This window comes from Sphingobacterium sp. 40-24 (assembly GCF_001899705.1).
Lineage (GTDB): Bacteria > Bacteroidota > Bacteroidia > Sphingobacteriales > Sphingobacteriaceae > Sphingobacterium > Sphingobacterium multivorum.
The window spans coordinates 55044-67361 of sequence record NZ_MKWH01000036.1; the positions used below are offsets into that span (position 1 = coordinate 55044).

The 12318-nt window shown below is 37.6% G+C and carries 14 protein-coding genes; 7 read left to right on the plus strand and 7 right to left on the minus strand.

The window, feature by feature from the left end:
• Positions 1-219 precede the first annotated feature (219 nt).
• The 4 genes from BGP15_RS14435 (at position 220) to BGP15_RS14450 (ending at position 2473) form a co-directional block, all read left to right on the plus strand.
• Positions 220-825 (plus strand): Pr6Pr family membrane protein, encoded by a 606-nt coding sequence (locus BGP15_RS14435; protein ID WP_256604697.1) that lies wholly within the window; start codon positions 220-222, stop codon positions 823-825.
• A gap of 71 nt (positions 826-896) precedes the next feature.
• Positions 897-1418 carry a hypothetical protein gene (locus tag BGP15_RS14440; RefSeq protein WP_286753346.1) on the plus strand — a complete coding sequence of 174 codons (522 nt, stop codon included), beginning with the start codon at positions 897-899 and terminating at the stop codon, positions 1416-1418.
• Between the two features lie 128 nt (positions 1419-1546).
• Positions 1547-1954: a VOC family protein gene (locus BGP15_RS14445; RefSeq protein ID WP_046675059.1), complete on the plus strand. Its 408-nt coding sequence runs from the start codon at positions 1547-1549 to the stop codon at positions 1952-1954.
• A 255-nt stretch (positions 1955-2209) separates the two neighbouring features.
• The gene (locus tag BGP15_RS14450; RefSeq protein WP_112375837.1) at positions 2210-2473 is read left to right on the plus strand and encodes a hypothetical protein; all 264 of its coding nucleotides are present in this window, start codon (positions 2210-2212) and stop codon (positions 2471-2473) included.
• Between the two features lie 81 nt (positions 2474-2554).
• Here BGP15_RS14450 and BGP15_RS14455 read toward each other — a convergent pair whose 3' ends face one another.
• Positions 2555-3178 carry an HPP family protein gene (locus BGP15_RS14455; protein WP_046675061.1) on the minus strand — a complete coding sequence of 208 codons (624 nt, stop codon included), beginning with the start codon at positions 3176-3178 and terminating at the stop codon, positions 2555-2557.
• Between the two features lie 382 nt (positions 3179-3560).
• On the opposite strand from BGP15_RS14455, the gene BGP15_RS14460 reads away from it, so the two are divergent.
• Positions 3561-4019: a VOC family protein gene (locus BGP15_RS14460; RefSeq protein WP_286753347.1), complete on the plus strand. Its 459-nt coding sequence runs from the start codon at positions 3561-3563 to the stop codon at positions 4017-4019.
• A 2-nt stretch (positions 4020-4021) separates the two neighbouring features.
• On the opposite strand, the gene BGP15_RS14465 is transcribed toward BGP15_RS14460, so the two are convergent.
• The 4 genes from BGP15_RS14465 to BGP15_RS14480 form a co-directional block, all read right to left on the minus strand.
• Entirely contained in the window at positions 4022-4354 is a 333-nt protein-coding gene (locus BGP15_RS14465) for a winged helix-turn-helix transcriptional regulator (protein ID WP_286769921.1), read from the minus strand.
• A gap of 93 nt (positions 4355-4447) precedes the next feature.
• Positions 4448-5611, minus strand: coding sequence for a PepSY-associated TM helix domain-containing protein (locus BGP15_RS14470; protein ID WP_286769922.1), 1164 nt, complete (start codon positions 5609-5611; stop codon positions 4448-4450).
• Positions 5612-5696: 85 nt separating this feature from the next.
• On the minus strand, positions 5697-6176 hold the full coding sequence (locus BGP15_RS14475) for a hypothetical protein (protein WP_046675066.1): 480 nt from the start codon (positions 6174-6176) through the stop codon (positions 5697-5699).
• Between the two features lie 172 nt (positions 6177-6348).
• Entirely contained in the window at positions 6349-6924 is a 576-nt protein-coding gene (locus tag BGP15_RS14480) for a GNAT family N-acetyltransferase (RefSeq protein ID WP_286769923.1), read from the minus strand.
• A 363-nt stretch (positions 6925-7287) separates the two neighbouring features.
• On the opposite strand from BGP15_RS14480, the gene BGP15_RS14485 reads away from it, so the two are divergent.
• Positions 7288-8817: a DUF2931 family protein gene (locus BGP15_RS14485; protein WP_286769924.1), complete on the plus strand. Its 1530-nt coding sequence runs from the start codon at positions 7288-7290 to the stop codon at positions 8815-8817.
• 15 nt (positions 8818-8832) lie between these two features.
• On the opposite strand, the gene BGP15_RS14490 is transcribed toward BGP15_RS14485, so the two are convergent.
• Positions 8833-9324: a GNAT family N-acetyltransferase gene (locus BGP15_RS14490; protein ID WP_286769925.1), complete on the minus strand. Its 492-nt coding sequence runs from the start codon at positions 9322-9324 to the stop codon at positions 8833-8835.
• Between the two features lie 278 nt (positions 9325-9602).
• Here BGP15_RS14490 and BGP15_RS14495 point away from each other — a divergent pair, with 278 nt between their 5' ends.
• Positions 9603-11330: a tetratricopeptide repeat protein gene (locus BGP15_RS14495; protein ID WP_286769926.1), complete on the plus strand. Its 1728-nt coding sequence runs from the start codon at positions 9603-9605 to the stop codon at positions 11328-11330.
• A gap of 134 nt (positions 11331-11464) precedes the next feature.
• Here BGP15_RS14495 and BGP15_RS14500 read toward each other — a convergent pair whose 3' ends face one another.
• Complete coding sequence (locus BGP15_RS14500; protein WP_070566941.1) at positions 11465-12148, minus strand: YceI family protein; 684 nt, start codon at positions 12146-12148, stop codon at positions 11465-11467.
• Positions 12149-12318: the final 170 nt, after the last annotated feature.

Sequence of the window (12318 nt, forward strand, 5' to 3'; positions counted from 1 at the left end):
GCCTATAAAAATAATAATTGTAAGTAAGGAAACTGAATCCATTTACAATTCGTTGCAATTATTTACAATCTGGATTTAAGATTCGAGTAGGGGTGAATTGGATTTGATCATTTAAAATTCCAAATAGCAGTTGAAATTTTTATATTTAGTATTGTATAGACCACTAGAAATATGGAGGCTCAGAAGTCATTAAAATCGGTTTTTGCTGGTAGCATTGGTATGATTACCTTGTTTGCAATTGTTGGACAGTTTATCTTAAGTGCTCATACCTCCAAGCTTGACAGGATCGACTATATTATTCAGTTTTTTAGTTATTTTACAATTCTGAGTAATGTAATGGTTATGTTATGCTGTTTTTTTACTATTTGCTGGTCAAAAAGTCGAATGGGCCTATTTTTTACTAGACCCGAAACAATTACTGCCGTAACATTATATATTCTTATTGTCGGAATTATCTATAATACCATACTTCGCTTTTTGTCGCATCCACAGGGTTTATCAATGGTGGTTGACGAATTATTGCATGTGCTCGCTCCTTTGAGTTTTTTCCTTTTTTGGTGGCGTTTTTTGGACAAGGGAACAATCCGGTGGAGTCATATTTTTTATTGGTTGATCTTCCCATTAGTCTATCTTTTTTATACGTTGTGGCATGGTTCGTTTTCTGGATTTTATCCCTATCCTTTTGTCAATGTTTCCGAATTGGGGATGGACAGGGTTATTTTGAACAGCTTTGGAGTAACGTTGGTTTTCATCGTCATTGGTACATTGCTCATTGTATTGGGAAAGTGGCAAAACAAACGGCGTTCTCAACGGATTAAAAAATAAGAAAACTCAAAGCTCTTCGATATTGTTATATCACAAAACGGCGTTTATTTTTTACTTTAATTGAATTGAAAATGGTTATACGATTTTTTATCTGTGTCTCTTTGGTATTATGTGGGATTTGTTGTTTTGGTCAAGTGGATGTTGATAAAATGAGAGCCGAGTACGCGACTGCTGTTCAAAACAAAAAGCTCTGTGAAACGAATCTGAAACTATTGGAAAAAGCTGCCAATTCCGCCACAGAAAAGGGTTATCTCGCGGCTTATGAGATATTATGGGCAAAACATATGGGCAACCCGTTTACAAAATTGGGGCAATTCAAGAAAGGAAAAAAGCTCCTCGAAGAAATGATCATGAAATACCCTGACAATATCGATTTACGTTTTATCCGTTGGAGCGTGCAGACGCACGCACCATCTTTTTTAAGCTATGGTAAAGATAGATTGCGTGATAAAGATTTCTTGGTCAAAAATTTACATAAATTGCCCAATCCAAAGGGCCGAGATGTAATATATACCTATCTGAAAGAAGCGAATGGTTATCTAAAAGGCGAGCATGTGTTTTCGCAGGCCGAATTGAATGAGCTCTCCAAGTAACAAGCTTTCCAAACAAGATTTAGCTATTCCACCAGTTCATTGATGCTGAATAAAAATCTTCGCATAGGCCAAGTTTTTTTTGGACGGAAATTTTCATCTTTGTTAGATCAGTAGCAATTAAACTTTAAATGATGAAACAGATATTTATAAATCTCGCAGTAGCAGATGTGAATAAGTCAATGGATTTTTATACACAATTGGGCTTTACGAACAATCCTCAGTTTTCGGATGAGCAAGGCAAATGTATGGTTTGGAGTGAGCATATTTTTGTTATGCTTTTATCTCCGGATAAGTTTAAAACATTTACGGAAAAACCGCTTGCAGATACAAAAAAACAGATCGCAGGACTATTTTCACTTGCTGTCTCTGGTCTGGATCGTGTGAACGAAATTGTTGATAAAGGACTGAAAGCTGGCGGTATAGAACCCACGCCAATGAAAGACTATGGTTTTATGCAACAGCGAAGTATTGAAGATTTTGATGGGCATACCTGGGAGATATTTTACATGGATATGAGCAAATTTCCAACCGCATAAAAATCACAACGGAATAATCGGTGAAAGCAAGGTCCCTGCAGTAATGTAAGGGACTTTTTCTTTTGATTTTAACGTAGCGAAGCAAGTGTATGCCGACCATTGCCGCGGGCGATTTTTTATAGGAAGTACGAATATTAAATCAGGGTAAGCGAATTATAGTTATGGCTTGTCAAAAACGGATGTGCACCCTACATTTGACGAAATGCTCGTTCGTGTTAGATAAGCGGATCAGTATTAGATCATAAAACTTGACATATGTTTAAAAATAGAAAGCTCAGCAAAAATCCGCTTCATTATGTTTATGCGATAATATGGATTCTTTTATTTGGTTCCATCGCTTATTACGTTTATTCAGGTGCCGCATTTAAACCGGAGAATGGTAAAATCCATTTGGTCGCCATACTTATTGCTTGGGTGGTGGAGTATTTGGGGCTTACAATTACGAGTTTACTATTCCTTCTGTATGGAATTTATCGGGCTATAATAACTGTTTTAGATGACGGAAAGAAGCGATCATAAAAGGATAGCGTTTGGGCGTCTACCCAAAACGCTATCCTTTATTAGTTTTAGATCGTGTTATTCAATAGATCATAAAGACTTTTAATCAAGACTCGATGGACTCCTGCTTGTTTCAAAACGGGTTTTTAAATGCTGTCTTCTTGAGCGGCGCAAACGTGATTTTTTTACAGGATAATGTCTCTTTTTCGTGATATTGTTAAAGATCAGAGCCACCAGGAATAAAATTATGCAACCCGATAGTACTGGACTTAATACATACCAATATCCCATCGATGAAATTTTTGTTCCGCTGCTGACGGCAATGAGTGCTGTTGCTCCACCAGGAGGGTGTAGTGTGCGTGTATGCTGCATACAAACAATGGACAAGGCCACGGCGAAGGGAGCGGTCAGCCAGATAATATCGGGAAGGAGCTGTGCAACGGTAACACCGGCGATTGCAGAAACAACATGCCCACCAATTAAGTTGCGGGGTTGGGCAAGTGGACTTTGTATGGCACCATAAACCAAAACCGAGGAAGCTCCGAAGGAGCCTATCAAAAAGATATTTTCCAGCGAAGGTAAATGAAGAGATTGGATATAAGCGATAATAAATATTCCTACAAAGGCGCCAATAAATGACCAAAAATGTTCCCAAGGATCGACTAACGTCTCTCTATAGATCACATATCTATAGATCCGTAATTGTCGGTGAAGATGCTGTTTCATTTTATTTGCAAATATATATAGACTAAGGGCTTTAAACTTTGCGTATTCTATCTCGATTTTTGAAGAATTTATAACATCCGATTTCTTATGTTGGATGTCACAATACTTTGGACAGTAAAGTCCATCGAAATGATGTCTAATGAATACCTCATATTTATAGACTCATGGTAGTTACAAAGCTTTTATTCCTTGTTCAGATCGAGAAATTTAATGGGCAAAAGTACATTAAAATAATAAAATCTATCTCCTATAATTTAAAATCTCCCTCTAATACTGCTAGTTTTAACGTATACTCTTTTATGGCCACCAGCGCAACTTACAATTTTGTAAGTTGTTCCAGTCTCCAGAAAAACACATTAGTTTTGTTTAAAAAATATACTTTATGGAATTGAAAGATAATATTGTGGGTTTTCACCACCTGTCGATTAAGGCTCAGGATTTTAATAAGACAATTGGATTTTATGAAAATCTCGGTTTTATTATTGTGCATGAATGGTCATTACCCGAGTTTAATTTAGAACGTTGTGCTATGCTTTTTAATGCCTCTATTGGCTATTATTTGGAAATTTGTGATAAGAATGCTGCTATTCCAACGCAGGGAAGAAGGCGTATAGAAGGGGAGGAATATGTCGAGAATGCGCTACTTCATCTGTGTTTTACGGTAGAAGACGCCGAAGATGCCCGAATACAGGCTATCGCCCATGGTGCTCAAGATTTGAGTGATGGAGTATTTCAACTCATACTCAGTCAAGGTAAAAAAGATGTTTTTGTACGAAATAGCCTCGTTTACAGTCCGAATGGGGAAGTGATTGAGTTTTTGGAGCGTGTTGATTTTAGTTAAGGTTAGTCGTTGTTAAACCCAGAAAGCGCCGCCAATAGGGGTTTTAGTTTACGACTTTTATCGGTCAGCGAATAGATTGATGCTGTTTTACTTCGGTCTTTTTGAATGAGTCCGTCCAGTTGTAATTCTTTCAATTGTTTTGTAAGTGTACGATCGCTGACTTGGGGCAGGAGAATTTTGAATTCCGAGTAGTTCGTATCCTGCTCCAGGAGTTTGAATAGAATCGAAAGCTTCCATCGTCCACTGAATAATGCCAGCGTCTTGGAGGCGTTACAGAACTGTTGTAATGCTTTTTCATTGATTGCGTTCGTCGAATTTTCTTTGCGGTCTTTCATAGCAGCTAATATCGATCATTTCTTCTATTATTATCTAGTCGTGTGTCTGATATAAGAATTCATTTGAATAAGTTTAAAAATAAGGATAATACGCTATGCTATGGTTTGAAGTTGAATTGCTTTCTTCTTTTGGCTTTTTGACGGTTTCTTCTTTCTTCTTTTGTTCAACCATATCCATATTCCTGTGATGGGGAGAGAAGCGGCTAGTGTAACGGCTAAGAATACAATAATCTTAGAAGGTAATCCAAATATCGACCCCAAATGAATAGATTTCATCATACGTTGAGCCTGTTGCGCCAAAGGTAATTTTTCTAAAGGGTTATTTTTAAGTAGTTGTCCGGATTTGCTGTCAAAGAAAGCCTGGTTGATCTGTAAAGTTGTATTTGAAAAATTTTCCTTAGTTAATGCAAAAGCTAAGTCCTTCTTTTCGGGAAACGTGATAATTATATTTCCAGAGCTGGGATATAGGCTGTTTAGCTGCTGATAGATCGTATCCAGCACGAGGTAATCTGAAAAAGCCTGATTGTTGATGTTGCTGATCTTCTCTTTTGTTGATTTTTGCGTTGAACCCAATACTTTATAGAATTGTTTATTGTACCAATCGAAACTCCAGGTCAATCCCGTCAAGGTAAAAATAATTAAAAACAAAGATGCGTAAAAACCGCCCACTGCGTGAAAATCCCAGATTTTTCTTTTGAGAGAGGCTGCCATTTTCATCGTTACACGTTGTTTGAGCATGGATTTATTTTTTGGCCACCAAAGGTAAATACCACTTAGGGCAAGAAAGAAAGCCGCTAGAGCTGAGATTCCAGTTAGGGTACTTCCGATTTTTTCGACGAGAAGAAAACGATGGATATCCAAAGTTTTTTGAAAAAAACGGTCACTCTGCCGACCTTTGGATAATAGTGCTCCTGTATAAGGATCTATATATGCATACCAGTATCCGGTCTTTTTTTGTCCATACTGAATACGGAAACTACGGGAAGGATCTGCTGGAATTTCGATGCGAAACAACTTCTTATCCGGAAATATAGCTTCGGCTTTTTGGGAAATATGTGCAAGGGAAAGACGATTGCTTTGTACAGTTACCTGCTGTTCTTTCGGCCATAAAAGTGGGGTAAGCTCTTTTTCAAAGCTCAATAACATCCCTGTCACGCAAACAGTAAAAAAGATTATACCAAATAATAAGCCCAAATAAAGATGCAATTTTCTAAGTATATTTTTTAGGCTTTTTTGTTTAGCTCTTTTATGTGTCATAGATGCGCTGTCAATCGGATGAACAGCGCAAAAATACAGTATTATCAGTAATTATTCTAAATAAACGTAAAGTTTAATCGTACCGTTAATCGTCCCAATCCTCATTATCGTCGTAATACTCTTCTGGTCTTCTGTCAAGAGGTACATCTTTGACCACACGAATCGCAGCATTTCCTAAGTTGACATTCACTAGAAAAGAAGGGACATTCACAGAAAAGTTCCATCGGCCATTGGTCATATAGACATATCCGCCCCGATAAGGATCATAGAATGTTTTGTAATCGCTAAAGTACACATGATGTCTCATGTCGTAGTGATGTGCGCTAGCCCATCTTGGACGCCCATGATCATGTTCGTATGCATGTTTCCAGTATTTGCGATCTTGCTTATCGCGTTCGCGCACATATTTGTCGTACTCTTTTTCCCGTTTTCGAATGTATTTTTCCCGGTCCTTGTTGCCATGCCAGCCATGGTCACCATGTCCTCTGTGTTGTGCTTGTGTTAAAGCTGGCGTCGCCAGAACTAGGCTTAGACAGCCCACCGCAATTGAAATTAGCTTTTTCATTATTCCCAAATTTTCATAGTTATTTTCTAGAATACAAAATCCTTGCCAATTGATCAATGGTTATGTCTGATCTAATTGGTGTTGTCTGCCAAAGCTGCTTGGACTTCTTCTCGAAAGATACTGATTAGCGGGATAAGGCCTGAAATGGCGATAAATTAGATAAAAGCCGTGTCTAATCAAGTTGAATATACATGTGATAATATTCGCCCCCTACTAAAGGAGTTTTTTTGCCGAGTTTGAAACCAATCCTTTCATAGAGTTTTTGTGCATTGGGATTCTCTAGGTCGACGAGCAGGCCAACTTTCTTAAAACCATTTTGCTTGGCATGTGTAATCGCATAATTTAAAAGTTCTGTTCCGATACCTTTGCCCCGTGCCATGGGAGCAACCGCAATTGAATCGATATAAAATTCGTCGCCAGCTGTTTCGGCTTCTGGAATCAAATTATTATTGTACAGTTCCTTCATATGATCCAAAATAGGCTGTCTTAATTCAATAAATCGATCACCATCGTAACCGGTTAATGAGCCTAAAATATGTCCATTGTCGTCAATTGCGACAAACGTATGCTCATAACTATAGAGATTACCTTTTTGCTTGAAGAGCTGCGTTAAGAAATTTACAGCCTCGCTTCGATCTTCTTTTTTGATAAAGCGAAATATAATGTCTTCCATTGCCTGGAGCATAATTTCAGGGACATGATGTGCGTCGCTTTCCTGGGCACTTCTAATGTTATGATGTATATCCATTTTTTTGAAGAATAAAAGCGAAGTTAGTAAACTTAAATGATTTTCGTTAAAGGGCTTTTGATCGGATTTTTTTTCGAAGAAATTTTACTATAACGAGCGATATCTCGCTGAGGGGATAAAGTCGACCGTTTATTGAATGTAATATGAAATGGCTCAATGTATCGATCCTGACGAAAACGGATAACAGTTAATTAAATACTTCTTGTGAAAAAAATATATTGTCCACGTTGGATCGAATATTTGATCAATGTATTTGAATATTGATCGGCTTATATTCATAAGACATTTCTTGTTATTTTTGAATCGTGTTGTTGTCAGTTATACGGCTTTCGGCAGCTTTTTTTGGATTAAAAACAAATTACAATGATTTTAAGAGCGACAGTTTCTGCTTTTTTGGTTGCTATCATCAGCCTAATTGCGACCTTACTTGTACAGAATGCAGATCTAAATATGGTTTATGCTGCATTTTGCTGTTCGCCTTATTTTATTGTTATCGCCTTGGTTTATTTCCATTTTAATTTCTTTCGGAAGAAGTTAAAGGTCTTAGAGAAACCAAAATTCGCTTTTGAACTTGGCTACGGTTTTCTTTTTTATTGCTTATTTTCTTTATTGCTTCCGGTACTTCTTTTTTTATCAACCTTGGGTGATGAATACGAGCATCGGCTTTATGCAGATCTAGGGGGAGTGATTAAGGAAATGTTTCCTTTGATTTTAACACTCAGTATTTTCCTGACATTCTTTAGTAGCGTGATTATCACATGGGCAATAAAATCCTGGAAATATTTGGTTCCGACTTTGCTTGGATATCTTATTTTACTACCGATTATATTCGCGTTCTCAGCGACAATACGTGAGTTTAATGACCTCAGGGAAGAACACCTAACACAAGAGGATAATATCAGAGAAGGGCGCTATAAATGGTTCTGTGCAATGAGTAATCCAGCAGCTTATCCCGTCCAGTTATATAGTGGCCGTTTTATCTTTCCGAAAGATGAAGATTATGAATTTACATTTAGTGAAGGCAATATCGTGAATTATAACGCCGTGTGGGGACAAGCTGGAGGCGGTACATATGAGCAGGTGATGTCATTGCCTAAGGCATTAGACATTACTTGGTATTCCTTTGCTGAAGATGTTTTTTATCGCATGAACGGTCCGATTGATTATAGTAAATTGCGGAGGTTGTTCAGTATACCATACCAAGAAAAAGGAGCGATCAAGACTAATGATGAACATTATAATAAGATTATTTTGGGTTTTGCTCCTGGCGGTGTACTTGTGGTATGGGCCAGTGGGACAGGACGTCGTCAGGTCGAAATCGGTCGTTATCAAGCCGAAAAAGTAGTGATCCATGCTACGGATACATCCAAAGATAATGGAGCTTACGGTAATGTCTTTAATCAGGAATGGCGCGATCAAGTATTGTCCGATACATCGATTATTCCTTCGGATGTTCAACAAGCCATTGCAAATAAACCTATTCCCTATGGCTACTGGGATAAATTACGGCAACGTTATCCTGTACAGCCTAAATTTGTATTGTCTTCTGACATAAAAGCATTTGATGCGGACTTTGAATTTTATAATTCCGAACGTTTTGTCTTTGATGAGCGCCTTCGGGATATGGACATGGCATCTCGAGGTATTCCCAAAGATGTGTACATCAAATGGTATGATCAGCATAATAACCGATGTGCTGCGCGGTTTTTGTTTGATGAAACTGAGACATTTAAGAATTTCGCTTCATTTTTTAATGACAAAAAGGACGTTGGGGCTATGCTGGAGTTCAGTGTTGACACAAAGACTAACATAGCAACAGCGACATTAAGAACCGATAGTGAAAGTAAGCTGCTTTTGAAAACTGAAGTAATCGACTATGGGGAGCATTTCTAAAATTTGGAAGTGAATCTACAGATCTTTTTTCATGTTATAATTTGGTATTTCGACTTCAGTTCTTATTTGTATCTGCTCAGCGATAACTTTAAATCCATTTGCCTCAAAAAAGGGTTTCGCGGTTTTACTTACATCAGCAGTCACGAAAGTTCTTTCTAGTCTTCTTGCTTCATCTTCCAATGTAGTATAAAGTTTTTGAGCAATCCCTTGGCGTTGAAAATCTTTATGGACATACATGACATCGACATAGTTTCCATGATTGAGGGAAGCGAACCCAACCATTTTCTGATTTAGCATAGCTACAATAAAATACTGATCTTCGATTAGCCGATGCCAACGGCCATGATTATTGACGGACGATAACCATGCTGCAATTTGCTCGTTATTATAATCATCTGCGCATACAGTCGCAATAGTTTCAGAAAATAGGATTAACATTTCTTGCAGATCTTGCAATACTCCTTTTCGGAGAATCAATCCCATTGTTTTTGTTTGAATTTTGGTCATCTTTTGTGAAAAGTGTTGAATAAAAGGCTTGATATGCCAAACCTAATGGGTTGCAGTGGTATCAAAAGAAGGCGAAATTTTAATGAAAACGTGTAATTATGTTAAAGTTATAAATATTATATTTATAACCGCAAGTCGGCGATCCGATTTACGAACAATAAGTCAGTATTAACCATTTTCTCGGAGGATTTTGCGTATTAATTTCACAGAATTGTTGAAATTAATTTATCGGTTATGCCAATAGGCAGACAGAGCGTTGAAATTGACCTTTTTCAAGCATGAAGACCATATTTTATTTTTTTGTATTCGTTTCTTTGGTATTGTCAAGCAACTTTAATCATGTATGTGGGCAATCTGTAGTGGAAATAGCTGCAATTAAAAACCCTGTTGTCCAACTGGAGGCTGCTCTTCAGTTGCCTATTAGGTTTGATGGTGATACGATAAAATTGAAAAATGCCTTGGCGCCGTTTTTGGAATTGGCAGACAAAAAAAGAAGTGTTGCTTTAAAATGGGCTTATTATATGCGTATGGCTGACGGTTTCTCAATTGCGTTTGATCGCATAAATTCATCATCTGAGCGCTATTATCGTTTGGCTGAGCAGTTGCTCCGTGTACATCCAGATCCTGAATTAGAAATGTTGGGTTGTGCCCGTGAAGGATATTACAACTTTATCTATAGACGGGTAAAGGAAGCATTTCCGTTCTTTTTACGAGCGAATGATTTAAAATCTAAAGTTACTATCAAAAAAATCCCCATGGTAGTCAAGCATTACCAATTTATGGCGAGTTTCTACAGCTACATTGGTGAACAGGCAAATGCTGTTGCTTATTTAGAGGAAGCGCTACCTTTTACCACGCCGGCTGCACGGGAACGTGTCGATCTGATCAATTCCATTGCTGTATATCTAGCAAAGGACTCGCTCGATCACCAAGCTTTTACCTATTTGAATCGCGCAATGGATGAAGCTAAATTGGCGAAAGATTCGGTTTGGATTGGTATCATTTCGGGTAATTTAGCAGATCATGCATGGCGAAAAGGTGAAAAGGAAAAAGCTATTGGGTTAGTTAAGAAAAATATTGAGCTTTCTATGCGTTATAATGAGCGGAAAGATGCGATGCGTGCAAATCTCAATTTAGCCAATTGGTATATCGAATTGAAAGAATGGAAATTGGCTGAGCAATATGTGATGACCTGTGAAAGTTTGATGGAAGATAAGCCCTATTTTTTAAAATATAAAGTAGAATTAGCAAAATCCAAGTCTAACATCATGCGGGGGTTAGGACGTGGAGGGGAGGAGCTTAAGCAATTGCATTTGTATCTGATGTTGAAAGATTCGTTGGAAAAAAGGATGAATGATAAAGAGATACAGAAAATGCTGTGGCAAAGGGAGTCTGAAAAATACAATCGGACTATACAGGCTACTGAAGAAAAACGGATTCGGACAAAACGCATGTATCAGTTTATAGGCATTGTTCTTCTTTTGATTTTTGCCATAATTGTATTGTTGGTCAATAAGTCGAAAATTAAAATTAAGATGCGGAATACTTTACTAGAAAAAGACCAACTTGCGCTTGCCTATGAAAAACAATTGCTAGATCAGGAGCTAATGATTTTACGAAACTCTTTGACTGAATTTACAGCCACCATCCGGCAGAATGATGTCGTTATCCAGCAACTTAGGCAGGAGGTGGCGAAGATCTCCGAATCTGATCCGGCGTACATCACGCAGGTTACGGATAATTTGAATGCGCTTTTGCAGCAACACATTATGACAGATGAGCGGTGGCAAAAATTCAAACATGTTTTTAACAAAGTGTATCCCGCTTATCTGACACAAATGCGGCAAACTTATCCAAAGGTTACCGAGAATGATCTTAAGATATTAGCGTTGCTCAAATTGGATTTAAGTAATGCGAGTATGAGTGAATTGCTGTGTGTTTCGGTGGAAGCCGTTCGTAAGGCAAAACAACGGTTGAAGAAAAAATTAGAGCAAACCGAAAAGTAAGGGAGATTCACATTTGATCCATGTCTTGAATAAAGGTGATCTCGTATTTGGAGGTTATTTAAATCAAATAGATTAATCAAGTAGAGTTTACCCGATTAATCTATTTGCTAAGAGCGACGAAGCGCTATCGAAATCTATTTCGCATTTTTTGCAGTGACATTAAGTTCAATGTCAACGTTTTGTGCGATCATCCAATCTTGAGGGTTACCTTCTGTACCGTATGTAAGACCCCAATCTTGTCTTTGGATCGTAAATTTAGAATAGAATGTTACTTCATCACCATTGAAAGTAATTTTTGCAGGGAAAGTTACATTCACCGTTTTATCTTTGATGGTTAAGTTACCACTAACTGTATTTGTCGCATCAGCAACAACACTTTTTCCTTGCGCTGCATCAAATGGGCCAACTTTGGTGATTTCGAATTTTGCAGTTGGATATTTTGCTACGTCAAAGAAATCAGCACTTTTTAAATGTGCATCCAGATCTGATGATTTTTTGCCACCGGATGTCGCAGGATCTACAGAAGCTGTATCTGTCAGAATAGAATTGACATCGATAGTGAAAGTACCACCAGTAACTGCGTTATTTTCAGCTGAAAGTGTTCCTTCGCTTTTCAAAACACCATATCTTGGGTTTAAACCGCCTTTATGGTAACCAGTCCATTTTAATGAGCTTTTATCTGCTTCAACAGTGTAAGTCTGTCCTTTTTGTTCAGTTACTTCCTGAGCAGTTGTTGTTGTTGCTTTGTCGCCATTTGTATTTTGACAAGAAGCTAACAACAGGATAAGGGCTAAACCCGAGATTAATTGCTTTTTCATTTTTAATCGTTTTATTTTTTATATGTTTTTTACACTTTATATTTTGCCGCATCAACTGTGCCAATTTGCAACTGCTGATGTTGTCGATACAAAGGTAGATGATAGATAGTTTATTTTTGGTATCAGTTTCCTTAAAGAAACTACTTTCCAAAAAGATAGTGGTCTGTAAC

Excerpts from the sequence above, each read along its gene's own strand:
- BGP15_RS14435 (WP_256604697.1), top strand. The coding sequence starts at position 220 with ATGATTACCTTGTTTGCAATTGTTGGACAGTTTATCTTAAGTGCTCAT.
- BGP15_RS14440 (WP_286753346.1), top strand. The coding sequence starts at position 897 with ATGGTTATACGATTTTTTATCTGTGTCTCTTTGGTATTATGTGGGATT.
- BGP15_RS14445 (WP_046675059.1), top strand. The coding sequence starts at position 1,547 with ATGATGAAACAGATATTTATAAATCTCGCAGTAGCAGATGTGAATAAG.
- BGP15_RS14450 (WP_112375837.1), top strand. The coding sequence starts at position 2,210 with ATGTTTAAAAATAGAAAGCTCAGCAAAAATCCGCTTCATTATGTTTAT.
- BGP15_RS14455 (WP_046675061.1), bottom strand. The coding sequence starts at position 3,178 with ATGAAACAGCATCTTCACCGACAATTACGGATCTATAGATATGTGATC.
- BGP15_RS14460 (WP_286753347.1), top strand. The coding sequence starts at position 3,561 with ATGGAATTGAAAGATAATATTGTGGGTTTTCACCACCTGTCGATTAAG.
- BGP15_RS14465 (WP_286769921.1), bottom strand. The coding sequence starts at position 4,354 with ATGAAAGACCGCAAAGAAAATTCGACGAACGCAATCAATGAAAAAGCA.
- BGP15_RS14470 (WP_286769922.1), bottom strand. The coding sequence starts at position 5,611 with ATGACACATAAAAGAGCTAAACAAAAAAGCCTAAAAAATATACTTAGA.
- BGP15_RS14475 (WP_046675066.1), bottom strand. The coding sequence starts at position 6,176 with ATGAAAAAGCTAATTTCAATTGCGGTGGGCTGTCTAAGCCTAGTTCTG.
- BGP15_RS14480 (WP_286769923.1), bottom strand. The coding sequence starts at position 6,924 with ATGGATATACATCATAACATTAGAAGTGCCCAGGAAAGCGACGCACAT.
- BGP15_RS14485 (WP_286769924.1), top strand. The coding sequence starts at position 7,288 with ATGATTTTAAGAGCGACAGTTTCTGCTTTTTTGGTTGCTATCATCAGC.
- BGP15_RS14490 (WP_286769925.1), bottom strand. The coding sequence starts at position 9,324 with ATGACCAAAATTCAAACAAAAACAATGGGATTGATTCTCCGAAAAGGA.
- BGP15_RS14495 (WP_286769926.1), top strand. The coding sequence starts at position 9,603 with ATGAAGACCATATTTTATTTTTTTGTATTCGTTTCTTTGGTATTGTCA.
- BGP15_RS14500 (WP_070566941.1), bottom strand. The coding sequence starts at position 12,148 with ATGAAAAAGCAATTAATCTCGGGTTTAGCCCTTATCCTGTTGTTAGCT.